Source organism: Ponticoccus litoralis (assembly GCF_039769985.1).
Classification (GTDB): domain Bacteria; phylum Pseudomonadota; class Alphaproteobacteria; order Rhodobacterales; family Rhodobacteraceae; genus Ponticoccus; species Ponticoccus litoralis.
On the sequence record NZ_JBDNCH010000003.1, the window covers coordinates 14,264 to 39,632 of the forward strand.

Below are 25,369 nucleotides of genomic sequence, written 5' to 3' on the forward strand. Positions count from 1 at the left end.
CTCCGAGGCCGCGCCGCCTCCGCCGCCCGCCGGCGGGGAGGGGACGCTGGCCCAGCTGGCCCGCTACCTGCAGGAAGGGGCCGAGGGGATTTCCCGCACCTTCGATACCAGCCTGTCGACCATGATCACCGTCAACCTGAGCGGGCTGACGACCGTAGGGGCGACAGCTGGCCCGCTGGGCGATGGAGGCCTGGGAAATGGTGGTGAACCTCGATTTCGTCGAGGTGTCCTCGGGGGAGATGATCACGGTCGACGACGAGGACAGCGGCGCCTTCGCCTATTACCCCAACTCCGGCTCCACCAGCATCGCGGAGGGAGACAATACCAACGGCGTCGAACTGAATATCGCGCAGGACTGGCTGCCCGCCTATGGCACCACGCTCGACAGCTATTCCTTCCGGACCTTCGTCCATGAATTCGGCCATACCATCGGGCTGCATCACCTGGGGGATTACGACGCCTCGCAGGGGGCCATCACCTATGAAAACAGCGCCTATTTCAGCAATGACAGCTGGCAGATCTCGGCGATGTCCTATTTCAGCCAGACGGACAACACCTCGATCAATGCCTCCTACGCCTATACCAGCGGGGCGATGATGGCCGACATCCTGGCCATCCAGGACTTTTACGGCCCGCCGGATGCCGACAGCGCCACGGTACCGGGGACACCATCTATGGGCAGGGCTCCAATCTGGGCAATTACATGGACCAGATCTTTGCCTGGTTCGCCACCGGTGCAACCTCTGCGAACGTGACGGGCAACCCGATGGCCTTTACGGTCTATGACCGGGGCGGGATCGACAGCTTCGACTTTTCCTTCATGACCGAGGCCGCGCGCCTGGACATGCGGGTGAGGCAGTTTTCCGACTTCGGCAGTGCCATCGGCATCATGGGCATCGCCCATAACACCATCATCGAACACGCGATCACCGGGTCGGGCAACGATACGGTGACGGGCAATGTCGCGGCCAACCGGATCACCACCAACGGGGGGCATGATCTGGTCCTTGGCGGCGACGGCCATGACACCGTGCATGCCGGTGAGGGCAGTGACACCGTCCATGGCGGCAACGGGCGCGACCTGGTCTTTCTCAACCAGGGCGACGATGTCTTCCACGACAACGCCCAGGGCGGCGCGCTGGGGCGCGATACGGTCTGGGCCGGGCTCGGCGACGATACGATCGAGGGCGGCAACGGCGATGACCTGTTCCATGGCCAGGAGGGCAACGACCTGATCCATGGCCGGCTGGGCAACGACCTGATCTTCGGCGGAGACCAGTCCGATACCGTGCATGCCGGCGAGGGCAGCGATACGGTCCATGGCGGCAACGGGCGCGATCTGGTCTATCTCAACCAGGGCAACGATGTCTTTCACGACAATGCCCAGGGCGGCGACCTGGGGCGCGATACGGTCTGGGCCGGGCTTGGCGACGATACGATCGAGGGCGGCAACGGCGATGACCTGTTCCACGGCGAGGCCGGGGCTGACCTGATCCATGGCCGCCTTGGCAACGACCTGATCTTCGGCGGCGATCAGTCCGATACCGTGCATGCCGGCGAGGGCAGCGACACTGTCCATGGCGGCAACGGGCGCGACCTGGTCTTTCTGAACCAGGGCAACGATGTCTTCCACGACAATGCCCAGGGCGGGGATCTGGGGCGCGACACGGTCTGGGCCGGGCTCGGCGACGACACGATCCAGGGCGGCAACGGCGGGGATCTGTTCCACGGCCAGGAGGGCAACGACCTGATCCATGGCCGCTTGGGCAATGACAGCCTCTATGGTGGCGATCAGTCCGACACGATCCACGGCGGCGAGGGCAACGACCTGATCTATGGCGGCAATGGCCAGGACCGGATTTACATGGGCGGGGGCAACGACCGCTACATCGACACCGGCCAGTGGCGGCGATCTTGGCCGCGACACGATCACCGGGGGACCGGGCGAGGACAGCTTTGTCTTCGGGCCGGTGATCTCGCAGGATGTGATCACGGATTTCACCCTCGGCGTGGACGAGCTCGCGCTCGCCTCGGGCCTTGTCGGCGCCTTGAGCGCGGCGCAGGTGGCCGACGCCGCCTCGGTGACCGATACCGGTGTGCTGCTCGACTTTGGCGCGGGACAGTCGATCCTGCTGCTGGGGCTGAGCCATACCCGGGGGCTGGCCGAGGATATCGACATCTTCTGAGGCCCGCTGTCTGCTTTCGGGGCCGGGCCGGGGCCTAGGGACCGGGCCCCGCAGCCTTTGCTGGGCAGGCATGCAGAGGGCGCCCGAAAGGGCGGTCTTGCCGTCCCCTCCCGATGCCCGGCCCGCAAGATCCCGGCCTACAGGATCTGGAAATCGCCCCAGTCAACGCCGGACAGATCCTCTACCGACTGCAGGATCGCCATGGCCGCGCCCTCCCGGGACACCGTGACCTCGTTCGCGGCGGCCTCATAGGCAAAGGTCAGCCCCCGCCCCGGTCTCCCCGGTCAGTACGAAGAGATCCTGCCCCGGGGTGAAATCGGTCACCACATCGGTCCCCGCCTGGCCTGTGACAAAGACAAAGCGATCCGCCCCATCGTCCCCGGTCAGCCGATCGCTGCCGCCGCCGCCATGCAGCGTATCGCGCCCCGCGCCGCCGCTCAGGCTGTCATTGCCCAAGCGGCCATGGATCAGGTCGTTGCCCTGCTGGCCGTGGAACAGATCCCCACCGTTGCCGCCCTGGATCGTGTCGTCGCCGAGCCCGGCAAAGACCGTGTCGCGCCCCAGGTCGCCGCCCTGGGCATTGTCGTGGAAGACATCGTTGCCCTGGTTCAGAAAGACCAGGTCGCGCCCGTTGCCGCCATGGACGGTGTCGCTGCCCTCGCCGGCATGCACGGTATCGAACTGATCGCCGCCGAAGATCAGGTCGTTGCCAAGGCGGCCATGGATCAGGTCAGCCCCGGCCTCGCCGTGGAACAGGTCATCGCCGTTTCCGCCCTCGATCGTATCGTCGCCAAGCCCGGCAAAGACCGTGTCCCGGCCCAGGTCCCCGCCCTGCGCATTGTCGTGAAAGACGTCGTTGCCCTGGTTGAGATAGACCAGATCGCGCCCGTTGCCGCCATGGACCGTATCGCTGCCCTCGCCGGCATGCACGGTGTCGAACTGATCGCCGCCGAAGATCAGGTCGTTGCCAAGGCGACCATGGATCAGGTCGTTGCCCTGCTGGCCATAGAACAGGTCCCCGCCGTTGCCGCCCTCGATCGTATCGTCGCCAAGCCCGGCCCAGACCGTATCGCGCCCCGGATCGCCGCCCTGGGCGTTGTCGTGGAAGACATCGTCGCCCTGGTTGAGAAAGACCAGGTCGCGCCCGTTGCCGCCATGGACGCTGTCCTGCCCCTCGCCCCCAAGGATCCGGTCATGGCCGTCGCCGCCGAAGATCCGGTCGTTGCCCGGGGCGCCGTCCAGGGTGTCATTGCCGCCGCCACCCTCCAGCCGGTCATGGTGGTCCCCGCCATGCAGGCTGTCATTGCCCTCGCCCCCGAACAGGCTGTCATTGCCCAGCCCGCCCCGGATCGTGTCCGCGCCCGCCTCGCCGTAAAAGAGATCCCGGCCCATATCGCCCATGATCCGGTCGCTGCCCTCCCCGCCGAACACCGTATCGTTGCCCAGATCGCCCCCTCGGGCCGTATCCAGATAGACATCGTCCCCCTGCCCCAGCCGGGCCAGGTCCCGTCCCAGCCCGCCATCGACCGTGTCATGGCCCGCCCCGCCCTGCAGAGTATCGAACTGGGCGCCGCCGAACAGCTGGTCATCCCCCGCATCGCCCTGCAGCAGATCCTCTCCCTCGCCGCCCCAGAGACTGTCCCGGCCTGCCCCCCCGGCGATCACATCGCGCCCGGCCTCGCCATGGACCGCGTCGGAGGCCCCGCTTTCCGTCTCGCCCGCCGCGAAGGTATCGTTGCCCGCGCCCAGCCAGGCCAGATCCCGACCGGCGCCGCCGACCACCATGTCCGCGCCCCCGCGCCCGTGCAGCGTGTCGTGACCCTCGCCGCCCTCCAGGCGATCGTCGCCCGCCCCGCCGCGCAGCGCGTCCGGCCCGTCGAACCCCAGCAGCACCGCCCCGCCCTCCGGGGCCTGCAGCCGGTCCGCGCCGGCGTCGCCGCGGATCACCTCGGTCAGGATCAGCGGCGGGCGGTCGACCGTCCAGTCCAGCGCCGCCGGGACTCGGGCCCGGCTCAGGGGGCGACCGTCCGCACTGCGCAGTTCCAGGCTGTCGCCGCTGCCCCAGCTGATCTCGGCCCCCGGGGGCGCTGGGTGATGGTCAGCCGGTCGGGCCCGTAGAGCATGGGCACATGGGACAGGTCGATGCGGTCCTCCCCGGCGGTGAAATCGGTGATCACCTCCCGCGCCCCATCCGCCACCAGCACGAAGCTGTCGCGCCCGGCCCCGCCGGTCAGCCGGTCCGCGCCCGCGCCGTCGATCAGCATATCCGCACCGGCCCCGCCGATCAGCGTATTGGCACCGGAGCCGCCTTCCAGCAGGTCGTCCTCGCCGGTCCCGGACAGCCTGCCGCTCTGCTGGAAAGCGGTGATCCCCTGCCCGGACAGATCATAGCCGAGCTGAACCAGCCCGTATCCGGTTTCACTGGCCGCCAGGATCGCCAGGCTGTCGCCGACCGCGGCCATCTCCAGGGCCGAGATCGACCCCAAACCGCTGCCCGGGGTCTGTTCTATCGTATCCAGATGCAGCAGCCGCCCGCCCGGCGACAGGGCAAACAGGCTCAGCCCGCCATCCGCGCCGCCCGCCAGCACATAGGCGCGGCCCTCTGACTGGGCCGTGGCCAGCCCGGTGGCATGGCCGAACCGCGTCCCGTGACTGTCGAGGATATGATCGGTGATCCTCAGGTGGCCATCCTCTCCGATGGCCATCACGCTCAGGGCCGCGCCCGCCCCGTTGGCGGCCGCCGACAGCACCACCCCATGGGCCACGCCCCCCAGCAGCACCGTCTCAAGCGCCAGGGGTTCGTCCTGCAGCCCCAGACCGTTCTCGGCGTTCAGGGTTTCCACCAGGCGCGGGGCCCCGCTGGCCGGATCGAGGGCAAACACGGTGATCCCCCCGCCCTCCCGCGAGAGCGTCAGCAACAGGTCGGCCCCGGCCCGGTCCGTCAGCCCGGCCATGGCCACGATCCCGCCCAGCCGGCCTACCGCCGCCCCGGACAGCGCCGCGCCCGCGTCGAAGGCCGCGCCGGTCGGAACCTCCCTGTGCCAGATCAGCCCGCTGTCCTCGGAGGCGGCGTAGAGCACCCCGTTCAGGCTCAGCGCCAGGGCCCGGTCGAGACCGCCCTCGACGGTGACCTCCGCCTCGGTGAACCTGCTCGGTGTCGCTGTCGATCACGCGGCCCTGCAGGGTGCCGTCGCCGCGACAGCCCGTCAGCGCCACCAGCCCCGCCCGGGTGTCGATCAGCGACAGGCCAAAGCTGCCGATATCGGCGGCGCCGCGCCCGTGCGGCAGTTCATGCAGCAGCCGCGCCGCGCCGGACTCGGTGATGCGCACCGACATCAGCCCCCCGCCGGAACCGCCGACCGCCAGGAAGATCGCCCCGCCCTCGCCCGACAGGGTCGTCATCTCGCGGATGTCGCGATGCAGGGCGTTCTCCGCCTCGAGAAGACGGTACCGTTCCAGGTCAGCTCTGCCATGTGTCACCTCTGCGCTGTCCCGCGGGAATGCGCGCGGCACCGGGCAGGCAGAGGGATGCAAAGGGGGCGACTTTGAGACGCTTGCGGCCAATTTGGCGCGTCTTCGATGCAAGCGGTCAGCCGGCCTGCATCAGGGTCTGGTGATAGGCGATGCCCTGCTCCAGGTCCTCGAAGTAGCGGATCTGCCCCTGCTCCAGCACGATGGCCGCGTCGCAGAAGGCCCGGACATCGCCCATCGAGTGGCTCACCAGGATCGCGCCGCTGCGCTGCATGCGGTCGGCAAAGACCGCGCGGCTCTTGCGCTTGAAGGCGGCGTCCCCCACGGCGGTCACCTCGTCCACCAGGTAGGTGTCGAAATGGATCCCCATGGAGGCCCCGAAGGTCAGCCGCGACTTCATGCCCGACGAATAGGTCCGCACCGGCATGTGGAAATGCTTGCCGATATCGGCGAAATCCTCGACGAAATCGGCCAGGGCGTCGGTATCGACCCCGTAGATGCGCGCCAGGAAGCGCACGTTCTGCGCCCCGGTCATCTCGCCATGGAACGAGCCGCCAAAGGCCACCGGCCAGGACACGGTGCCGCTGTGGACGATGCGCCCGCTGTCCGGCGCCAGCGAGCCGGCGATCATCTCCATCAGGGTCGATTTCCCCGCCCCGTTGCGCCCCAGCAGCGCCAGCGACTTGCCCGGGGGCAGGGTGATGTTGAGATTGTCGACCACCACCTTCTGGCTGCCGCGGACCCAGAAACTCTTGCTCAGGTTCTCGAAGCGGATCACTTCCACCGCCTACTGCCGGTCGCGGATCGAGTAATAGACCAGTGGCCCCCACACCCCAGAGCAGGGTCAGGAAGAGGAAGGTCAGCCCGACCAGGACGAAGCGGCGCGGGAATTCCGAGGTCTCGGGCTCCGTCGGCTGGATGAAAGTGGCCAGATAGCGGCTTTGACGGGTGGCGTTGGAGCGCGCCAGCTCTACCGCGGCAAGCGCCTGGCGATAGGTTTCCTCGGCGAATTCGCGATCCACCATCAGGCTTTCGTATTCCGCCAGCAGGACGGGATAATCCTCGGCCACGGTGCTGGTGGGATCGGAGCCGGTGAAATTGTTCCGCTCGCTCTGAATGCGTTCCTGGATCACCTCGATCCGGCGCCGGGCCTGGGTCAGGCGCGGGTCGTTCGGGCTGTCGGAATCCCGCAGCAGGTCGTATTCGATCAGCGCTTCGGCCAGCTGCTGCTGCAGGTTGGTCATGACGCCCATGCGGCCCTGCAGATCCGCCTCGGGATCGACGATCTGGGTGCTGGAGCGGAACCGCGTCATGGCCTCGCGCGCGGTTTTCAGCCGCTCCACGGCGGTGTCGAGATCCGCCAGCGAATAGCGCATGGCATCGGCCCGCGCCGCATCGTTGAGCCCGTTGATCATCTCCTCGCTCTGGGTCAGGATTTCCTGTGCGATCGCCCGGGCCATGTCGGGATCGAAGGCCAGGACCTGCACTTCGATCAAGCCGGTGCCCTGGTCGAAGGAGATCCGCACCATGCGTTGCCAGTATTCCAGCAGATCCTCGATGCTTGCATCGGGCCAGAGCGAGAACACCGGGTCGACCTGCATGACCCCATGCCCCGCGACGCCGGGCCAGTACTGGGCATAATGGCCGCGGATGTCGAGCCGGGCATCCACTTCCGAGACCAGGCGCTGGCTCTGGACGAACTCGTAAAGCACGTCGCCGTCCGAAGACACCGAGCTGCCCATGAATTGCGCCAGACCGCTCAGGCTCGAGGCGGCGGAATTGCCCTCGTCCTGACGCACGACGAAGCCGGTGGTCGAGCGGTACTGATCCTGCGCAAAGAGCGCCAGGTAGCCCGTGGCCAGCATCACCGGGATCAGCACGACGGCCAGGAAGCTGAACAGCAGTTTCCAGTGCCGCGGGCGCATCTGCGCCGCCGGGGCGACCGGCTGGATCGCGACGGGCGGACCGCCGGGCTTTTGCGGCTTGCCCGGGCCCGGTGCGTTTGCGTTTCCGGGCCCTTTCCCGGGCCCCTGCCCCGGACCGCCGGGCTTGTTCTGGCCCGGGCCCTGTCCGGGCGCCGGCCTGTTCGGCACGGGATGTGCCGCCGCGCTCTGCTGCGGCCCTGCCTTGATTTCGCTGCCCATGAGTCCGAACCCCTGATCCGACACTTCTTATTGCCGCCGAACCTAGTTAAAGACGGGCGGGAATGCACGTCCTTACCGAACCAGAAGCCCCGGTGTGAGCATGTCCGACATCTCTTCTTCGCGCCCAGGACAAGACGCACCCGCGGTCCCGCCGCCGGTGGCCCGCGCACCCCGGCGCCACAGCTGGGCCTCGGGCCGGGTCATCCTGGCCCTGATGCTGCGCGAGATGTCGACCCGCTATGGCCGCTCGCCGGGCGGCTACCTCTGGGCCTTCCTGGAACCGATCGGCGGTATCCTCGTGCTGGCGATCGGCTTCTCGCTGCTGATCCGCACACCGCCCCCGGGGTCCAGCTTCATCCTGTTCTTCGCAACCGGGATGCTGCCCTTCACGCTCTATCAGAACATCGCCCTGGCGGTGGCCGGCGCCATCGGCTTTTCCAAGGGGCTGCTGAGATATCCGATCGTGACCTGGGTGGATTCCATGATCGCCCGCTTCACGCTGAACGCGCTGACCAGCCTGCTCATCACCTTCATCGTGCTGCTCGGGCTGCTCGAGATGACGCAGACCCGGGTGATCATCGACATCGGGCCGATCCTGCTGGCCCTGTCGCTGGCGACGGGCCTCGGGCTGGGGATCGGCGCGCTGAACTGCGCCCTGCAGGGCATGATCGTGCCCTGGCCGATGATCTGGTCGGTCATCACCCGCCCGCTGTTCATCGTCTCCGGCATCATGATCATGTACGAAGACCTGCCCGAAGTGGCCCAGAACTTCGTCTGGTACGTGCCCCAGATGCATATCGCGGGCATCATGCGCAGCGGCTTCTACCCCAACTACAGCCCCGATTACGTCAGCATCCCCTATGTCCTGGGCTTCTCCCTGGCGGCGCTCTGCCTGGGGCTGCTACTGCTTGGGCGCTTCCACCGCGACATCCTCAACAACGGTCGCTAGGGCCACCACCTCGGCGTGGGATCGGCTGAGATCGCGGCGCAGCCCGTCGCGGATCGCCGCCCGCATCACCCGTTTGAACACCGCCCGGTCGCCGCCGTAGTGGCGCGCCTTGCGCCACCATTTCGGCAGGATCAGCAGCAGCGCGGGCCAGAAGAACACCCCGGCGGCGCGGCGGTAGACCAGCAGCAGGTTGCGGTGGTTGTAATAGGCCTTCCAGAGCGGGCGGAACCGCTGAACCGGGCCCTGCAGCGACTTGAAGTCATGCTCGAAGCGCAGCCCCGGCACGAAGGCGATCCGCAGGCCCTGCTCGCGCATGCGCAGGCTGTAAAGCACGTCATCGCCGTAGATGAAGACCGCCGCATCCGGGTAGCCGGTCCGCTCGATGGCCCCGCGCGACACGAAAAGCCCCACGAAGGACCCGATGTCGACCTCGCGGATCTCGGCGCTTTCATAGGCCTCGGCGGTCAGGTGAAAGCCGTCCCGCGCCTTGCCGGTGAACACGCCCAGAACGGTGTCGAGGAAGGTCCGGCCATGCCAGAAGGGATTCACCGAGGGGCGGTTGATGTCGCAGATCCTCCCGTTCGGATGATAGACCGCCGCCGCCAGCGCGTCCCAGCCGCCCCGGTCCATGGCGTGAAAAGCCGCCAGGGCGCCCGGCTCGGGGCGGGCGTCGTCATCCATGACCAGCACCCAGTCGGGCGGGATGTCCCGTGCCATGGCATGGCGCATGCCCGCCTCGAACCCCCCGGCGCCGCCGCCGTTGACCGCCAGGCGCAGGACATCCAGACGCGGATCGGACTGCGCGGCCAGCCAGGCCGCGGTTCCGTCGTCCGAGGCATTGTCGACCACCACCAGCCCGTCCAGATCGGCCGCGGGGCTGTCCAGCAGCCGACTCGACGGTCGTTTTCAGGTGATCAAGCCGGTTGTGGGTGACGACGACGGCAACCAGGCGCGGCGCGGGATTGGGGGACACGGGCAGGCAGTCTTTCGGAATGCGTCCCGGTCGGCGACCGGGACCAGGATCAATCGGGCCGGGTCGCGCGCCCGTGCCGGCATCTCAGAACCCGTCGGATCCATGCCAGCGATGCGCATCGCGCAGCATCTGGGGCATGGTCGAGCGGTCGGGCGTCCAACCCAGCCGGGTCCGGGCCTTGTCCGATCCGCAGACCAGGCGCACCGCATCGCCGGCGCGGCGGGGGCCTTCCTGCATCGGCACCGGGCCATTGGTCACGCTGGCGGCGGCCGCCACCACTTCGCGCACGGAAAAGCCGGCCCCCGTGCCCGGGCAGAACACCTCGGAGGATTTGCCCGCGATCAGCCATTCCAGCCCGGCCACATGGGCCTCGACCAGGTCGCTGACATGCACGTAATCGCGGATGCAGGTGCCATCGGGCGTGTCGTAATCCGTGCCGAAGATGGTCAGGGCGCCCCGCGTCCCCGCCACCGCCTGCAGGATCAGCGGCACCAGATGGGTTTCGGGGTCATGGGCCTCGCCGACCTCGGCCTCGGGATCGGCGCCGGCCACGTTGAAGTAGCGGAAGATCACGTGGTTCAGGCCCTTGGGCGCGAAATCCCGCAGCATCTGCTCGATCGCCAGCTTGGAGCCGCCATAGGCATTGATCGGGCGCTGCTCGGTGGTCTCGTCCAGCACCACGCCGTCCTGGTCGCCATAGGTCGCGCAGGTCGAGGAGAAGATGAACTTGTCGATGCCCGCCGCCAGCGCCGCCTCGATCAGGTTCAGGGCGCCCATCACGTTCTCGCGCCAGTAGCGGGCCGGGTCCTGCATGGATTCCCCGACCTGGCTGAGGGCCGCGAAATGCATCACCGCGATCGGCTGGTATTCGGCCAGCGCCGCGTCGATCGCGGCGCGCTCCATCAGGTCGCCCACGACCAGCGGGCCGAACTTGACCGCCGCCCGGTGACCGGTGCTGAGATTGTCGAAGACCACGGGCGTATAGCCGGCCTGCGCCAGCGCCTTGCACGCGTGGGCCCCGATATAGCCGGCGCCGCCAGTCACAAGTACGTTTGCCATGCTTACTCCTGTTGTCCCGGGTCATGTGGCACGCTTCACCGGATCAGACAACCGCCAGAACAGCCGGGCACCGGATCTGCCAACCCGGTAAGGCGGCCTACCGCTGGCCGAGGGATTTCACGAAGCCCAGAAAGGCCGCATCCGTGCTGCGCAGCCGCGGCTGACCGCTGCGCTGCCAATAGCTCTGCCAGTCGGCCACAAGCGCATAGACATCCGCGCCGGGGCGCAGCGCCCGCGCGGCTTCCAGCGCCCGGGGCGAGGGACCGGGAAGCGCCCCCGGCTCCAGCACCGCGTCGCGGGGCGTCACGCGGATGATGTCGCCGGGTTCCTCGCTCAGGTGGTAATCGGGCATCTGGCCTAGCCGCGATGATGTCGCGGACCATCTTGCGGAACACCCGGCGCGGGGAATTGGAGCCCGACTTCTTCAGCAGCGTCTCGACCGAGACCTGCCAGCTGCGCTGGCGCCCGCAATGCTTGCGCGCCAGTTCGTAGATGCGCCGCTCCAGCGGTTTGCGCAGCCGGAAGTAATCGCGGTTCAGCGTCAGCACCGATTTCGCCAGCACCGCCCGGTACAGCCAGTCCGACAGGGTCACCGCCACGGACACCATGCGCCCGCCCCGGGTCTTGCGCACGATCTCCCAGCTTTCGATCAGGCCGAAACCGGTCGTCACCTCGATCGGGTCCTCCCGGGGGCCGGTCGCGATATTGGTGGTGATCCGCGTGCCCGCCAGCCGCTCGAAGGCATCCTTGAGCCGGCGATAGGCATCCCCGCTGGTTTCCCGGTTGGTCGCCACCATCAGGTCATGCGCCTTGAGCACCAGCCGCCGCGAGGTGGCGCGCCCGGCATTCACCGCCGCCATCAGCTGGCTGACGCAGAAGATCAGGATGTCCTTGTCGTGGATCGTCGCCAGCCCCCGCACCGACGGGGTCACGGTGATCTCGACGTCGTTGTGGGCATAGTTCAGGATGCGCCGGTCGGGCCGCGTCGCCAGCGAGAAGATCGGGTGCTCCATGCTGGCCAGATCGCTTTTGGGCACGACATCGAAGATGTCGCACAGAAAGAAATCCCCATTGGGATGATGATGCGGGGCCAATGCCCCCTGCCCGCCTGCCATGCTGCCCCCGCTGGTCCCCGGGACCGCTCTGGGGCGGCTTGCGGGAATCGTGGTTTCAATGACACCCAGAGTGGCCTTATCCACAGGCCCCTGTCCAGCCTGAGAGCCGCCGCGGATCGGGGGTTCAGAGTCGGCACGACGTGGTTTCAGAGTCGCCCTATCGGGGGTTCAGAGTCGCCCAGCCCCTGTGAAAGGCGGATTTCCGCTTTTAAAACAGCAAGAAGACCAGGACGGCATCGGCCCCTAACTACCAAATAACAGAATTTAACACTGGAATTTTTTTCCGACCGGCCCCAGCCTGCCCTCCAAGACCCCCCGTATTTGCTGAGAAAATCACCGGGTGGATACGAATATCGTTCCATGTACGCCCTTTTGTGGTATGTCCCGGTAAACGCAGCACATCGGGCAGGTTTCATGGATCATCCCCCCTATTTCTCCATCGCGCCGGACCGCGCCCGGGCCGAGCTTGGCGCCCCCGCCGGCACCCGGAGCTTCCTGTCCATTTCCGAGGCCTGCGCCCGTGGCATGGGCGATCTGGCCTCTCGCGGGATCGGCGAAGAGGGGCGCAAGTCGCTGCGGCTGTTTTCGACCTGGGAAATCACCAAGTATCTGATCCCCGTGGCCCAGGCCCATTTCCGCCGGGTGCTGCGCGCCAACCCCGAGCTGCCCCGGGGCCGGTCGGAAACCGAGGGCGGGGCCAAGTGGTTCACCCCGGACGAGGTGCTGCGGCTGCGGGCCTTTTTTGCCGCCGAAGGCTCCAAGTCCAAGGAATACCTGCCCTACCGTCCCCCGGGGCTGCCCGCCAAGATGGTCGCGGTGGCCAATTTCAAGGGTGGGGTCGGCAAGACCTCGACCGCGGCGCATCTGGCCATGTCGGCGGCGCTGGACGGCTACCGGGTGCTGGTGATCGACCTCGACAGCCAGGGCTCGATGACCAGCATCTTCGGCGGCAAGGTGCAGGACGAATGGCAGACGGTCTTCCCGCTTCTGGCGCGCCATTACGCCGACCACATGCAGGGCGAGAACCGCGCGCGGGTGTCGCGCGGCGACCCGCCGCTGCCGCTGGACGAGGCGCTGAACGACGCGCGCGGCATCACCGCCGGCGACCTGATCCAGAACACCCACTGGCCCAATATCGACCTGATCGGCGCCCAGCTGAACCTCTATTGGGCCGAGTTCCAGATCCCGGTCTGGCGCATGGCCGGGCGCGGCTGGAAGCTGTGGGATGCGCTGACCGACCGGCTCGAGGCGGACGGGGTGCTGGGGCAATACGACGTGATCTTCCTCGATACGCCCCCCGCGCTTGGCTATCTGACGATCAACGGGCTGGCGGCGGTCGATATCCTGCTGGTGCCCCTGGGGGCCTCTTTCCTCGAGTTCGATTCCACCGGGCGGTTCTTCGACATGCTGCATGCCACCTTCTCCTCGATCGAGGAGGGCGAGAACATCGCCGCCCGGGCCCTGGGACAGCCCGAGCTGTCCTTCGAATGGGATGCGGTGCGGGCGGTGATCACCCGGTTCGACGGCACCCAGCAGGCCGAGATGGCGGCGCTGATGCAGGCCTACCTCGGGGCCCACCCTGTCGCCGCACCGCCAGGATTTCACCGCGCTGATCGGCCAGGCCGGCGAAAGCGTGAACGGCATCTACGAGGCCGATTACCGCGACTTCAACCGCGAGACCTATGCCCGTGGCCGCGAGACCTTCGACGAGACCTATGCCGCCTTCAAGAAGCTGCTGATCGGGGCCTGGGCGCGCGATGCCGCCGAAGCGCAGGCCGAGGCGGCGGCGGCGCAGCCCGGGGCCGAAACCGGGGTGGCGGCAAGATGATCCGCCCCGCCGCCTGCCCCATCCCCCTGTCCCCTGCCCGCCTCGGCCTGCGCGGGATACATGTTTTCTCAACCCCTCTCGCAGGAGGCTGACATGGCCAAACGCAAACGTCTTGCCGCGCCGGACCTTGCCCGGATCGCCACACCGGAGAGTGATGCCGTGGAGCTGCCCCCGGGCCCTGCGCCCGACCAGATGCGCCGGCGCGCCCCGATTGCCGATGTGGCCAGCCAGGCCGCCACGACGGCGGCGCTGGAAACCGTGGCCGGGGAAATGCAGGCCGCCCGGGACGAGGGGCGGCTGGTGCAGAAGATCCCGCTCGATGCCATCGACGCGGCCCATATGATCCGCGACCGGATCGCCATCGACCCCGAAGAGATGGCCACGCTCGAAGCCTCGCTTCTGGCGCGCGGCCAGCAGACGCCCATCGAGGTGGTGGAAACAGCGCCGGGCCACTACGGGCTGATTTCGGGCTGGCGCCGGCTCAGCGCGCTGCGCAGCCTGGCGCAGCGCGGCGCCGGGCCGGGCAGCGTGCTGGCCCTGGTCCGGCGGCCCGAGACCGCCTCGGATGCCTATGTCGCCATGGTCGAGGAAAACGAGATCCGCGTCGGGCTGAGCTATTTCGAACGCGCCAGCATCGTCGCGGGGGCCGTGCGCGAAGGTGTGTTTCGCGACGAAAAAGAGGCCCTGAACAGCCTGTTTTCCGCCGCCTCCCGTGCCAAGCGGTCCAAGATCAAGAGCTTCCTGCCCGTGGTCGGGACCCTGGGCGCCTGGATCCGCCACCCCGCCGCGCTGACCGAACGGCTGGGGCTTGCGGTATCCGCCCGGCTGCAGGCGGATCCGGACTGGGGACGGCGGCTGCAGGACCGGCTGCGCAAGGCCGATCCGGCCACCCCCGAAGAAGAAGGCGCGCTGTTCCTGAAGGCCCTGAACAGCGGCCCGGGGACGGAAGAGACCGCCCCCGCGCCACCCGCGCCAAGGCCCCCTGCCCCGGCCATCTCGCTGAGCCGCAGCAAGGGCGCGCTGCGCCTGTCCGGTCCGGCGGTGAGCGAGGAGCTGCTGGATGCCATCGAAGCGCTGGTGCGCGACTGGACGGGCTAGGCGGGCCGTCGGCCCTGCTTTATGCAGGGGACCCGATGAGCACCGGTTTTTGGTCTTCTATTCGAATACATAAAATAAAGGGAAATGGATTTGTATCTGCCTCTCTCTGTGAGCGGTCCGGGGGCTGCGGGGATACGCCAGTTGCACCGGGATCATTGCCTGATGGTTCTGGGGATGCATCGCAGCGGCACCAGTGCCCTGACCGGCGTCCTGCGTCAAAGCGGTCTGTACCTGGGGGCGGCGCTGGACAGCGCCATCCCCCTCAATCCCACCGGCCTGCAGGAGGCGCCCTCGGTGCTGCACATGCACGAGGACCTGCTGAACGCAAACGGCGGCTGCTGGCATGCGCCGCCCGACCGGGTGACCTGGGGCAAGCTGCATTGCGCGGTGCGCGATCTCTTCATCGAATCCCGCATCGGCACCGGGCTCTGGGGGTTCAAGGATCCCCGCACGCTGCTGGTCATCGACGGCTGGATCGAGGTTCTGCCGCGCTGGTCGGCGATCGGCATCTTCCGCGCGCCCCAGGCGGTGACGCGCTCTCTCATGGCGCGCAACGGACTGGAAGAGGCCGCCTGTCACCGGCTCTGGCATGCCTACAACAGCCGGCTTCTGCGCCTGCACAGGCTGTATGACATTCCCCTGATCGCGTTTCGCAGCGATGCCCAGTGCGACCCGGGCCGATATCGCCCGGGTCCTGACCGATATGGGGCTGACCCCGGACACCGGGCTGCTGGACGGGGGCATTCCCAACCACGGCAGCGAGGCGGACGAGGACAGCGTTCCGGACGCCCTGTTGGGGCTCTGGCAGGATTTGCAGGCCGCGGCCCATGTCGCGGCATGAGCGGCTCTATACCCCGCTGACGACACGGCTGTTCCCGAAAGCGGGCGGCGCGGATCGCTACCGGATCAGCGGTCTGGCCGCGCGCTGCGACTGGGTGGTGCTGAGCGATACGCAGCCCCCTGTCACAGCGGCGTCCGCAACCGGCTGACCGACACCCCGCGCCACATCTTCCTGTCGCTGCGAAACCCCTTTCACGCGATCCGCCATTTCGCGCAGGATGTGCTGCCGGGGCTCACCGCGCCCTTCATCCTGATCAGCGGTTCCGAGGACGCGACCCTGCCGCGCCAGACCGACCGGCGCTGGCGCCCCTTCGATGCCGAAGAACGGGCGCTGATCGCGCGGATCCTCGCCTCGCCGCTGCTGGTGCGCTGGTTCGTGGAGAACCTCGACGATCCCGCGGTGCCAAAGATGGTGCCGCTGCCGCTTGGCCGGGTCTTGCCGGAGGGGCAGGGGGCCGTGCCCCTGCCGGAGACCGGCCTGGCGCTGCCGGAGCGGCCCCTGCGGGTGCTCTGCGGGCATCGGCTGCGCCCGGGGCCGCAGTGGGAGACCCGGCGCCATGTGACCGACCTGGCCCGGGGCCCCGGGCGGAGTTCACCACCCTGCTGCAGGAGGATCTCTCCGAACCCGATTTCCTGGCGCAGGTGGCCGGGCACAGTTTTGTCCTCTGCGTCGAGGGCGGCGGGGTCGATCCCTCGCCCAAGGCCTGGCAGGCGCTGGAGCAGGGGGCCATTCCGATCATCCGCTCGCACAGCCTGGCCGCCGCCTATGCCCGGCTGCCGGTGGTGATCGTCCCCGACTGGGCGCCCGGCCACATCACCCCCGCGGCGCTGGCCCTCTGGCGGGCGCAGCGGGCGCCGCAGTTCGCCGAAGGCCCCGCGCGGCAAAAGCTGCTGCACCGGCTCAGCCTGGACTTCTGGTGGGGCGAGATCCTGGCCGCCTGGGAAGAGGCGCAGGTGGACGGGGATGTTTCGCACGCGAAACAATTTCAGGTAAAGCATTGAAATTAAACGATTAATTTCGGTTTCTCCCGGAATTGTTTCGCACCCCGGCCCCGGCTGCCGCTTTCCCCCGGTCCCCGGCTGCGATAGCTTTGCGTCAGTGCCAAACCTCAAAGGGTCTTCTCTCCCCGTGTTCATTCTCCATGCCGGATTGCACAAGACCGGGACGACGGCGATCCAGAGCCACCTGTATCACCATGCCCCCGCCAATGTGCATTACCTGCCACTGGCGGGAGCCCAACCATTCCGACCTCGCCGTCCTGATGTTCCATGACCGGCCCGAGGAGTACTGGGTCTTCAGCCGCGAGGGCCGCTCGGCCCATGACATGCAGCGCTGGCGCGGCGAAACCATGGGGCGGCTGGAGGCGGCGCTGGCCGCGGCGGTCGGCAAGACGCAGGTGCTTTCGGCGGAATGGCTGGCGGTGGCGCCGATCGAGGCGGTGCTGCGGCTGAAGGAATTCTTCGCGGCCCGGGCGCCCTTCCGGGTCGTCCTCTATCTCCGCCCGGCCGAGGCCTATATGGCCAGCATGGCGCAGCAGTATATCCGCACCGGGACCGGGGACATCCGGCTGGTCTGGCCCGCGTATCGCCAGGCCGTCGAGAAATTCGACATCGTCTTCGGGCGCGATGCGGTCGACCTGCGGATCTACCGGCCCGAGGGTGTGCCCGGTTGGGATGCGGTCACGGATTTCTGCCGGGCAACCGGGCTGCCCCGCCCGGCGGGCCGCCCGCCGCGCGAAAATGTCGGCATGGGCGCCCGGCACCTGGCGCTGCTGCTGGAGCGCCGGATCGCCATCGGCCATGCGCCCCGCACGCCCGAGGAAACCCGGGCCGACCATCGGTTCCTGACAGAGCTGCTGAAAACCCCGTCCCCGCCCTTTGCGCTGCACCCCGATCTTGTCGGGGCCGAGGTGGCCCGCCATGGCGAGGACCTGCGCTGGATCGAGGACCGTCTGGGCGGCATTCCCATGTCCCGCCCGCAGCCGCCGGGCGCGGATCACGTGCTGTTTGCCAGCACCGAAGATGTGCTGGCCTATGCCCGGCGCTGTCGCAGCGAAACGGGGTAGGGGCGGGCCCGGCATTCGAAGGACGCGATCGGGCCCTGCTGTCCGAGGCGGTGCGGATGTCGGTGCAGGGCGTGAGGCCGCCGGGCTTTCTGTCCGAGGTGCCCGCGCCGCAGCCGGGCCTGCCCTTTTCGGCCCGGACCGTGCTGCGCGTCTGCACTGGGCCTGCTGGGGGCGCAGCTGGGGCTGGTTCAGGTGCCGTCGCTGGGCAGGGCCTCTGCCGCCGGAGGTCGCAGCGGCGGGGCAAGATGTACCGCCTGACCGATCCTCGGCGCATACCTGTTTCTTCCGGGGGTCCGCAGCGGGCGAATCCTGCTCCGAAGACGGCGCCGAGGCCTGGCGGCTGATCGCGACCGGAGGGGCAATAAGGGGTATATCAAAAGGCTGGACTGTTTCTAAAGGTATGTATTTTTATTAACGAAAGTTTGTAAAAAACTGCAAAAGCGCGGCCTGTACGGTGAATCCTGCCAATATTGTAGATTTTCCGATTGCCCTCGAAATCAAGAGCGATAAGGAGCATCCAAAAGGCGATCACATAGGTTTGATTTCTCATTCTGGTTGTGTCGCGAAGAGGTGTTTTTCCACTGTCCCGCGTGCGTGGAAAGGCGCTCTGTCCTGTAACTGAAGAGGTTAGGAAATGCGTGTGAAATTCAATCCGAGAAGCTTTCTCCGTCGGTTCACAAGCGATGAAAGCGGTGCGACGGCGATCGAATACGGGCTGTTTGCGGCGCTGATCGCTGCGGTGATCGTCGGAACCGTCGCGACCCTGGGGACGAATGTGAAGACCGGTCTCGAGACAGTGAGGGACGCGATTACGGCTCCTTCGGAGTGATCTAAGGAGAAGGCGGGATTAGATCCTGATATGTTTTATAATATCAGCATCTTGCCACGGCGCGTGCTGCTGGTTCTTTCGACATCCGTGATCCTGGCGGTGGTGGTGACATGGGCCAGCCTTCGCGCCGAAGGCGGCCCGTCGACACCGGTCCCTGCCGCGGTCGCCGCAGAACCCGGCGCGGTTGGCGTTTCGGTGCTGATCGCTGCCGAGGCGCTTGCGGAGGGCGTGGAATTGGCGCCGGACAGGATAAAGGCGATCCTGCTGCCGGAGCATGTCGTCGGAGAGGATTTCCTGCGCGATACCGAAACGACGCGCCGGGCCCTGACGCAAATGCGCGCCATGCGAGCCATACCAAAGGATACGCCTTTCGTGCATTCGGACCTGCGACCCCTTTCGGTGAAGGCTTCCGATCCTACCGATATTGCCGCCCCGCCGCGCGCCGCCGACAGGCTTGCCTCGGGGATGCGGGCGATCTCTGTGCCGCTGACTCGCGAGACCTCGATTTCGGGTCTGATCGCGCCCGAGGATCGGGTCGATATCATGGTCTCCTACGGACTGGCGGATGGGGTCCGGGCGGTGCGGACGGTTCTGGCCCATGTCCGGGTGGTCGCAATCGACGGCGCCGGCGGCGGCAATGCCGGTGCAAGGATGATAACCCTTGAGCTGCATCCCGAGGGCGCCAAGGTGCTGGCGCTGGCGCAGGGCACGGGGAACCTCGTGTTCGTGCTGTCGCCGCCGGGCGGCGGCGGGCTGCCGAGAATCGCAAGCGACGTGCCGCTGCTTTCGACCCAGATTTCGGGTCAGCCCGAAGCGCCCGCCCGCCCCGTGACGGTTTTCCGTGGCCAGGCGGGCCTGCGCGGCGAGGGGGCCGAGCTCCGGGGAGCGGGGATCGTGGCGCGTCCGGTCGATCATTCCGGCGACGCGGTCGCCCCCGTCGCCCGCTGAACAGGACAGAAACAGGATGACAACGATGTTGCCGAGCATCTTCCAGGCCGCGGCCCTGCTTGCCGCAAGCGCCCTGGCGCTGGTTCCCGACCGGGGCCAGGCCCAGACCGTCATCGAGGCCACGGGAAGGCCGGTCGATCTTTTCGCGGGCGAAGGCAAGCTGATCCGGCTGGAGCAGCCCTCCGGCACCGTGTTCCTGGCCAATCCCGAGATTGCCGATGTCGAGGTCAAATCCCCCCATCTGGTCTATGTCTACGGCAAGGCCATGGGCGAGACGACGCTTTTCGTGCTGGACGATTCCGAAGCCGTGACGCTGTCGAGCGCGATCAAGGTGACGCCGAATATCGCCGCGCTGAGCTCCGCGGCGCATTTCGCCGTGCCGCATGGGGATTACCGGGTTCGCGAAACGGACGGCGTGATCGTCCTGTCGGGCCGGGTGCCGACGCTGGGCGATGCCCAGCGGATCGAAACCGTGGTCCGTTCGCTTGCGGGGGAAGCCGTGCCGCTGGTCAACAGCCTCGCGCTGGACACGCCGGCACAGGTGAACCTGCAGGTCAAGATCGCAGAGGTCTCGCGTACCGTGACCGAGGATCTCGGCACCGGCTGGACCGCGCCCGGCGAGGGGCTGAACGGGGGGTCGTCGCTGTCCGGGGGCTTCGCGCTCAACACCAGCTTCCGGGTGGGGTCGCAGTTGCAGGGGGTCAGCCTCGAGGCGCTGAAACAGGAGGGGCTGGTGACCATCCTGTCGGAACCGAACCTGACCGCGCGATCCGGCGACAAGGCCCGCTTCCTCGCCGGCGGACGCTTTCCCTACCAGACCTGGGTTTCCGAGACCGAGACCAAGGTGGTGTTCGAACCCTATGGGGTGGAGCTGGAGTTCCAGCCCGAGGTCATGCAGTCCAACAAGATCAAGCTGGAGGTCGACACCAAGGTCCGGGAACTGGATTTCGCCAGCGGCAGCGAGACCGGGGTTCAGCAGCTTCCGCTGATCCTCGAGCGCAGTGCCGCCACCACCATCGAGGTCGGAAGCGGGCAGAGTTTTGCCATCGCCGGCCTGTTCAAGGCGACCTCGCAGCAGACCGTCGAGGATGTTCCGGGGCTGGGCGACATCCCCCTGCTTGGCGCGCTGTTCCGGTCGACCAGCTATCAGAGCGGCGAAAGCGAACTGGTGATCATTGTCACGCCCTATCTGGTGGAGCCCGGCAGTCCGAAGAACTTCCACACGCCGGTCGAGGGCTTCGCCTCGGCGGATACATTGCGCCGCCACCTGAACGGCCAGTTGTCGGTCGAGGATGAAGGGGCGGTTTCGGTCAGGAACATCCATGGCAAGGCGGGGCTTCTTCTGCAATGATCCATCTTCGTCCCTTTCGTGCGGTTGCCGTCGGCCTCGCCCCGGCGGTCGGCCCGGCGGCCTGTGCGCCATCGCGGCCCAGCGTTTCGGTGACCGACCGGCTCAGCGCGCCCTATGTCGAGGCACAGCACGAGTTCCATTTCAGCCGTGGCGCGGCCAGGCTGTCCGGGGCCGAACGACAGCGGCTCAACAGCTTCCTGCAGGCCATGGCGCTGCGCAGCGAGGACGTGGTGATCGTCACGATCCCCACCAGCGGGGCGCCGCGAACCGACACGGCCCGGGTGCAGGACGTCACCGCGGCGCTGGCCCTGGCGCCATCGCGCATCCGTCTGGCGATACAGGAAAACCTGGGCGGACACCCGCGCCAGCGCCACCAGGCGGGGCTGATCCGGGTCGCCCGTGCAGAGGGCATCAAGGTCGACTGCCGGCCCGGGGTGGGCGACCTGGGCTGTGCCAATGCCAGAAACCTCGCGGAAATGATCCACCGCCCGGCTCGACGTTCTGTGGCCGGTGCCGACCGCGCGCGGCGCCGGGCGCTGAACCCGGCGGCCTGGACCTGCAGACCTGAGGAGGACACCCCGTGATCCGTGCCAAAGCAGCCGCCCCGTCGCAATCGGTGCGCATCCAGATCGAGGCCTTCGTGGACAGCGCCGAGGCCGTGCAGGCGGCGGAACGGCTGGTGGCGCAATCGGGGGAGGGCGTCGGCGTGACCTTCCATGCCGGCACCCTGAGCGCGGCGGCGCGGCTGACCGGCGCGGCGCCGCTGGGCGATCTGCTGATCGCCGAGGCGGGCGCCTCCTTCGAGGCGGATCTCGAACGGATCGCGGAACTGTCGGCGGCGGGGGCGCGGGTGATCGTCCTGGGGCATCGCGACGATGTGGCGACGTTCCGGGCCGTCATGGCGGCGGGCGCGTGTGATTACTTTGCCCTGCCGGTCACCGATGACGACGATCTCATGCTTGGCATGGTCGAGCCGCCCGCCGCGCCCGAGGCGGCACAGGCCATGCGCACGATCGCCATCTGCGGGGTCTCGGGCGGTGTCGGTGCCAGCGCGCTGGCGCAGAACCTGGCTCTGGCCTATGTCGATGCCGGTCGCAGCGCGCAGCTTGCCCGCGACCCGGAAGGGCGCGTGGCCCTTCTGGATGCGGATCTGGAATTCGGCTCGGCGGCGGTCGATCTGGACGTCGAGCAGACGCCGGGCCTGTTCGACGCGCTGCAGGTGCCCGAGCGGGTCGACAAGACCTTCCTGGTTTCCACGATGGGCGAGCCGATCGACGGGCTGTGGCTGTATTCGGCGGGGGTGAGCGATGCCGCCCAGATACCGCAGCTTCAGGACGGGGTCTCGCGGCTGCTGCGCAGGCTGTGCAAAGTCTTCCCGACCCTGGTGGTCGATCTGCCCCGCGCGCTTCTGGCCGCGCAGCCGGAGCTGGCGGAGGAGTTCGACGAGATCGTCTTTGTGCTGGGCCCGGGGTTTTCCTCGGTGCGCAACTGTAGCCGCCTGATCGAGCGCATCGGAACGCATTCCGACGGCCCGCGTGTGTCGCTGGTGCTGTCGCATACCCGCCGGGGCGCGGGGCTCCGGCGCGCCGAGATCACGCAGGCGCTTGGCATGTCCAGCCTCCACGAGCTGCCGGAAAGCGCCGCGGATCTCGCAAGGGCGGCGGTGAAGGGGCAGCCGCTTCAGAGACTGGCCCGGAAAGGCGCCTATGGCCGGGCGGTCAGCCGCCTGCTGGCCCATATCGAAAGCCCGCGGGACGCGCAGCAGGGCAGGCCCCGTGGCAAGGGGCTCTTCGGGCGGATGGGCCTGCGGCCATGACGGAGGTGACGCCATTGCCCGCGCGTTCGACGGATGCGCTGCACAAGATGCTGCTGTGGAAAGTCGACGAGCTGATCGGGGCCGGGGCCGCGCCCGGTCCGCATGTGGTGGGCCGCGCCATCGACTGGTACGAGGGCCGGACCGGGGAAACCATCCCGATGGAAGAGCAGCGCAAGCTGGTGCGAGAGCTCGGGCAGCTGTCCGCCGCCGCCGCCGCTGCCGCCGCGCCCGCCAAGCCGGAGCCCGCGGCCCGCGCCGGCAGCCAGGGGCCCGCGTTTTCCCGCTGGCTCAACGCGCTGAGCCAGCGCATCCTGCCGGATGTCATGGCCCTGCTCGACCTCGCCGAGCTGGCGGACCTGGCCGAGGATGTGCAGCGTGAAACCATCGCCCAGGCGGTGCGCAGTGTCAGCCGGCTCCAGAAACTCGAACTCAACGGCGCCGAAAGCGCTGAACTGATCGACTACGTGCTGGACGACATGATGGGCTTCGGCCCGCTCGAACGGCTGCTGGCGGACGATACGGTGTCGGACATCATGGTCAACGGTCCGCAGCAGGTCTACGTCGAGCGCGCGGGCCGGATGGAACTGACCGACATGTCGTTCCGCGACGACGGGCATGTGCTCAATATCGCCACGCGGATCGTTTCGGCCGCGGGGCGCCGTGTCGACGAGACCACGCCGCTGGTCGATGCGCGCCTGCCCGATGGCAGCCGCATCAACGTGACAATCCCGCCGCTGGCGCTGGACGGCCCGACGCTGACGATCCGGAAATTTCCCAAGGACGAACTGCACCTGGCCGATCTGGTGGCGCGCTCCAGCATGTCGCCGGCCATGGCCGCCTTTCTGCGTCTCGCGGCGAAGATGCGGCTGAACCTGCTGATCTCGGGGGGCACCGGTTCGGGCAAGACGACGCTGCTCAATGCGATCTCGCGCGAGATCCCGGCGAGCGAACGGATCGTAACCATAGAGGATGCCGCCGAACTGCGGCTGCAGCAGCCGCATGTGGTGCGTCTGGAAACCCGCCCGCCGACGATCGAGGGGCTGGGCGAGATCACCATGCGGCACCTGTTCCGCAACTCGCTGCGGATGCGCCCCGACCGGATCATCATCGGCGAGGTGCGCGGCGACGAGGCCTTCGACCTGCTGCAGGCGATGAATACCGGCCATGACGGTTCGATGAGCACGCTGCACGCAAATTCCCCGCGCGAGGCGCTGACCCGGCTGGAGAACATGATCGCCATGTCCGGGATCGCCCTGCCGGTCGCCTTCATCCGCCAGCAGATGAAGGACGCGATACATCTGGTGGTCCAGATCGCACGCATGCGGGACGGGGTGCGGCGGGTGTCCTCGATCTCGGAGATCGTCGGCATGGGGGGCGATACCGTCAGCATCCAGGAACTGTTCCGTTTCCGAGGCCGAGCCCGGCCAGGGCGGCGATGCGGTCGTCGGGCGGTTCATGGCCACCGGGGCGGGGCCGCTCTTCATGCCGCGCGCCGCCGAGATGGGGCTGGAAGCGGCGTTGCGCCAGACGCTCGAGGGCTGACATGCTGCAGGTGATGGCTCTATTTCTGCTGGCCTTCTGCGTCTTCGCGGGGGTCGGTCTGGCCTTGGTCCTGACGCTTGACCGTTCGCGCCGGGCGCGGCAGAGGCGGCTTGTCAGATTCACCGTCAACCATCCGCAGCAGGCGGATGACAAGGTTGCCCGGCGGCTGGATGCGGGGGACGAGCGTAAATCCCCCGGGGCCCGAACCGGTGGCGTCGCGGGGCTGATGCAGGCGCGGATACGCGAGGCGGGCCTCGACATGGCGCCGGGCGCGGCGGTTGCGATCATGGCGGCTGTCGCGGGGGCGGTGTTTGTCGCGCTTCTGCTGGCGGGGCTGCTGTCGCCGCTGTTATCGGTGCCGGTTGCCGGCGGCGCGGGCTATCTGCTGTTCAACCTCTATCTCGGGTTCCTTCGGTCGCGCCGGGTGGCGGCGTTCACCGAGGCGCTGCCGGACAGCCTCGATATGCTGGCGCGCAGCCTGCGCTCGGGTCAGCCGGTTGCGGCGGCGCTGAAGGTCGTGGCCGAACACGCGACCGGCGTGACCGAGGAGGAATTCGCTTTCTGTTGCGAGGAGATGCGGCTGGGGGTCGGCCTTGTGGAGGCCTTCGGCGGTATCGCCGAGCGGGTGGGATCCCCCGAGGCGCGTTTCATCGCCATCGCCACCGGCCTGCAGGTGGAAACCGGCGGCAACCTGATAGAGACGCTGGAGAACCTGGCGACCATGCTGCGCGAACGGCGCAAGCTGCGCCGGAAGGCGGCGGCGCTGTCGTACCGAGGTCCGGGTAAGCGCCGGCATTCTCTGCTCGCTGCCCTTTGTCGTCGGTGCCGCGCTCTGGGTGATGAACGGCGACTATCTGATGCCGCTGTTCAGCGACCCGCGGGGCCGGGTCATGGCACTGGCGGGCCTGGCCTGCCCGGGGCTGGGCATCTACAGCATGTACAGGTTGGCGCGTCTCGATGTTTGACAGGCTCTCCCTTGTCCCGGCCCTGATCCTCTGCGCGCCCCTGATCTACCTCGGCCAGATGGCGGTGCTGCAGGCCTTCGACCGCCGCACCAGGATGGCGCGCCTGGACCGGGCGCTTCGCGCGTCTCGTCCCGAGAGGATCAGGCCGCGCCGCCCGAAATCGCGCCGCCTGCTGGAGAGCGTGGCCCG

The 25,369-nt window shown here is 67.9% G+C and carries 21 protein-coding genes and 2 pseudogenes; 17 read left to right on the plus strand and 6 right to left on the minus strand.

The genetic code is table 11. From position 1 onward, the window contains the following. Positions 1-182: 182 nt before the first annotated feature. Positions 183-755 (plus strand): M66 family metalloprotease, encoded by a 573-nt coding sequence (locus ABFB10_RS20435; protein WP_347168096.1) that lies wholly within the window; start codon positions 183-185, stop codon positions 753-755. Continuing rightward, the gene (locus ABFB10_RS20440) at positions 704-2,224 is read left to right on the plus strand and encodes a calcium-binding protein (protein ID WP_347168097.1); all 1,521 of its coding nucleotides are present in this window, start codon (positions 704-706) and stop codon (positions 2,222-2,224) included. The genes ABFB10_RS20435 and ABFB10_RS20440 overlap by 52 nt, the downstream gene beginning before the upstream one ends. A 208-nt stretch (positions 2,225-2,432) precedes the next feature. Here the strand turns inward: ABFB10_RS20440 and ABFB10_RS20445 are convergent, their stop codons facing one another. From ABFB10_RS20445 to ABFB10_RS20455, 3 genes are all read right to left on the minus strand, one after another. Next, entirely contained in the window at positions 2,433-4,133 is a 1,701-nt protein-coding gene (locus tag ABFB10_RS20445; RefSeq protein WP_347168098.1) for a calcium-binding protein, read from the minus strand. A 65-nt stretch (positions 4,134-4,198) separates the two neighbouring features. Continuing rightward, on the minus strand, positions 4,199-5,266 hold the full coding sequence (locus tag ABFB10_RS20450; protein ID WP_347168099.1) for a calcium-binding protein: 1,068 nt from the start codon (positions 5,264-5,266) through the stop codon (positions 4,199-4,201). Between the two features lie 509 nt (positions 5,267-5,775). Continuing rightward, positions 5,776-6,435, minus strand: coding sequence for an ABC transporter ATP-binding protein (locus ABFB10_RS20455; protein WP_347168100.1), 660 nt, complete (start codon positions 6,433-6,435; stop codon positions 5,776-5,778). Between the two features lie 464 nt (positions 6,436-6,899). On the opposite strand from ABFB10_RS20455, the gene ABFB10_RS20460 reads away from it, so the two are divergent. Continuing rightward, positions 6,900-7,028: a hypothetical protein gene (locus ABFB10_RS20460; RefSeq protein WP_347168101.1), complete on the plus strand. Its 129-nt coding sequence runs from the start codon at positions 6,900-6,902 to the stop codon at positions 7,026-7,028. 930 nt (positions 7,029-7,958) lie between these two features. Next, on the plus strand, positions 7,959-8,750 hold the full coding sequence (locus tag ABFB10_RS20465; protein WP_347168102.1) for an ABC transporter permease: 792 nt from the start codon (positions 7,959-7,961) through the stop codon (positions 8,748-8,750). Here ABFB10_RS20465 and ABFB10_RS20470 read toward each other — a convergent pair. The 3 genes and pseudogenes from ABFB10_RS20470 to ABFB10_RS20480 form a co-directional block, all read right to left on the minus strand. Beyond that, complete coding sequence (locus tag ABFB10_RS20470; RefSeq protein WP_347168103.1) at positions 8,703-9,602, minus strand: glycosyltransferase; 900 nt, start codon at positions 9,600-9,602, stop codon at positions 8,703-8,705. The genes ABFB10_RS20465 and ABFB10_RS20470 overlap by 48 nt on opposite strands. Before the next feature lie 205 nt (positions 9,603-9,807). Next, the gene (galE, locus tag ABFB10_RS20475) at positions 9,808-10,782 is read right to left on the minus strand and encodes a UDP-glucose 4-epimerase GalE (RefSeq protein WP_347168104.1); all 975 of its coding nucleotides are present in this window, start codon (positions 10,780-10,782) and stop codon (positions 9,808-9,810) included. 97 nt (positions 10,783-10,879) lie between these two features. Further along, positions 10,880-11,897 (minus strand): annotated as a pseudogene (locus ABFB10_RS20480) (replication initiator protein A). Between the two features lie 414 nt (positions 11,898-12,311). Here ABFB10_RS20480 and ABFB10_RS20485 point away from each other — a divergent pair. The 13 genes and pseudogenes from ABFB10_RS20485 (at position 12,312) to ABFB10_RS20545 (ending at position 25,206) form a co-directional block, all read left to right on the plus strand. After that, positions 12,312-13,725 (plus strand): annotated as a pseudogene (locus ABFB10_RS20485) (AAA family ATPase). 93 nt (positions 13,726-13,818) lie between these two features. Continuing rightward, a complete protein-coding gene (locus tag ABFB10_RS20490) occupies positions 13,819-14,823 on the plus strand; it encodes a ParB/RepB/Spo0J family partition protein (RefSeq protein WP_347168105.1) in 1,005 nt (334 codons plus the stop codon). A 141-nt stretch (positions 14,824-14,964) separates the two neighbouring features. Next, positions 14,965-15,684, plus strand: coding sequence for a hypothetical protein (locus tag ABFB10_RS20495; RefSeq protein ID WP_347168106.1), 720 nt, complete (start codon positions 14,965-14,967; stop codon positions 15,682-15,684). Next, a complete protein-coding gene (locus ABFB10_RS20500) occupies positions 15,651-15,812 on the plus strand; it encodes a hypothetical protein (RefSeq protein WP_347168107.1) in 162 nt (53 codons plus the stop codon). Before ABFB10_RS20495 ends, ABFB10_RS20500 begins: the two co-directional genes overlap by 34 nt. A gap of 391 nt (positions 15,813-16,203) precedes the next feature. Then, on the plus strand, positions 16,204-16,665 hold the full coding sequence (locus tag ABFB10_RS20505) for a hypothetical protein (RefSeq protein ID WP_347168108.1): 462 nt from the start codon (positions 16,204-16,206) through the stop codon (positions 16,663-16,665). Between the two features lie 206 nt (positions 16,666-16,871). Then, on the plus strand, positions 16,872-17,729 hold the full coding sequence (locus tag ABFB10_RS20510; protein ID WP_347168109.1) for a hypothetical protein: 858 nt from the start codon (positions 16,872-16,874) through the stop codon (positions 17,727-17,729). Positions 17,730-18,369: 640 nt separating this feature from the next. Beyond that, on the plus strand, positions 18,370-18,558 hold the full coding sequence (locus tag ABFB10_RS20515; RefSeq protein ID WP_347168110.1) for a Flp family type IVb pilin: 189 nt from the start codon (positions 18,370-18,372) through the stop codon (positions 18,556-18,558). 30 nt (positions 18,559-18,588) lie between these two features. Next, complete coding sequence (gene cpaB / locus ABFB10_RS20520) at positions 18,589-19,506, plus strand: Flp pilus assembly protein CpaB (protein ID WP_347168111.1); 918 nt, start codon at positions 18,589-18,591, stop codon at positions 19,504-19,506. Positions 19,507-19,531: 25 nt separating this feature from the next. Then, a complete protein-coding gene (locus tag ABFB10_RS20525) occupies positions 19,532-20,857 on the plus strand; it encodes a type II and III secretion system protein family protein (RefSeq protein ID WP_347168112.1) in 1,326 nt (441 codons plus the stop codon). Further along, positions 20,854-21,441, plus strand: coding sequence for a hypothetical protein (locus ABFB10_RS20530; protein ID WP_347168113.1), 588 nt, complete (start codon positions 20,854-20,856; stop codon positions 21,439-21,441). The genes ABFB10_RS20525 and ABFB10_RS20530 overlap by 4 nt, the downstream gene beginning before the upstream one ends. Then, positions 21,438-22,673 (plus strand): CpaE/TadZ family protein, encoded by a 1,236-nt coding sequence (locus ABFB10_RS20535; RefSeq protein WP_347168114.1) that lies wholly within the window; start codon positions 21,438-21,440, stop codon positions 22,671-22,673. Before ABFB10_RS20530 ends, ABFB10_RS20535 begins: the two co-directional genes overlap by 4 nt. Next, a complete protein-coding gene (locus ABFB10_RS20540) occupies positions 22,670-24,229 on the plus strand; it encodes a TadA family conjugal transfer-associated ATPase (protein WP_347168115.1) in 1,560 nt (519 codons plus the stop codon). The genes ABFB10_RS20535 and ABFB10_RS20540 overlap by 4 nt, the downstream gene beginning before the upstream one ends. Next, positions 24,217-25,206 carry a type II secretion system F family protein gene (locus ABFB10_RS20545; RefSeq protein ID WP_347168116.1) on the plus strand — a complete coding sequence of 330 codons (990 nt, stop codon included), beginning with the start codon at positions 24,217-24,219 and terminating at the stop codon, positions 25,204-25,206. The genes ABFB10_RS20540 and ABFB10_RS20545 overlap by 13 nt, the downstream gene beginning before the upstream one ends. The last annotated feature ends 163 nt before the right edge of the window (positions 25,207-25,369 follow it).

What these genes read in the sequence shown, in the direction of transcription:
- ABFB10_RS20510 (WP_347168109.1), top strand. Translation starts at nt 16,872, where the DNA reads ATGTGCATTACCTGCCACTGGCGGGAGCCCAACCATTCCGACCTCGCC.
- ABFB10_RS20435 (WP_347168096.1), top strand. Translation starts at nt 183, where the DNA reads ATGGAGGCCTGGGAAATGGTGGTGAACCTCGATTTCGTCGAGGTGTCC.
- ABFB10_RS20525 (WP_347168112.1), top strand. Translation starts at nt 19,532, where the DNA reads ATGTTGCCGAGCATCTTCCAGGCCGCGGCCCTGCTTGCCGCAAGCGCC.
- ABFB10_RS20540 (WP_347168115.1), top strand. Translation starts at nt 22,670, where the DNA reads ATGACGGAGGTGACGCCATTGCCCGCGCGTTCGACGGATGCGCTGCAC.
- ABFB10_RS20460 (WP_347168101.1), top strand. Translation starts at nt 6,900, where the DNA reads ATGACGCCCATGCGGCCCTGCAGATCCGCCTCGGGATCGACGATCTGG.
- galE (WP_347168104.1), bottom strand. Translation starts at nt 10,782, where the DNA reads ATGGCAAACGTACTTGTGACTGGCGGCGCCGGCTATATCGGGGCCCAC.
- ABFB10_RS20490 (WP_347168105.1), top strand. Translation starts at nt 13,819, where the DNA reads ATGGCCAAACGCAAACGTCTTGCCGCGCCGGACCTTGCCCGGATCGCC.
- ABFB10_RS20500 (WP_347168107.1), top strand. Translation starts at nt 15,651, where the DNA reads ATGTCGCGGCATGAGCGGCTCTATACCCCGCTGACGACACGGCTGTTC.
- ABFB10_RS20545 (WP_347168116.1), top strand. Translation starts at nt 24,217, where the DNA reads ATGCTGCAGGTGATGGCTCTATTTCTGCTGGCCTTCTGCGTCTTCGCG.
- ABFB10_RS20440 (WP_347168097.1), top strand. Translation starts at nt 704, where the DNA reads ATGGACCAGATCTTTGCCTGGTTCGCCACCGGTGCAACCTCTGCGAAC.
- ABFB10_RS20530 (WP_347168113.1), top strand. Translation starts at nt 20,854, where the DNA reads ATGATCCATCTTCGTCCCTTTCGTGCGGTTGCCGTCGGCCTCGCCCCG.
- cpaB (WP_347168111.1), top strand. Translation starts at nt 18,589, where the DNA reads ATGTTTTATAATATCAGCATCTTGCCACGGCGCGTGCTGCTGGTTCTT.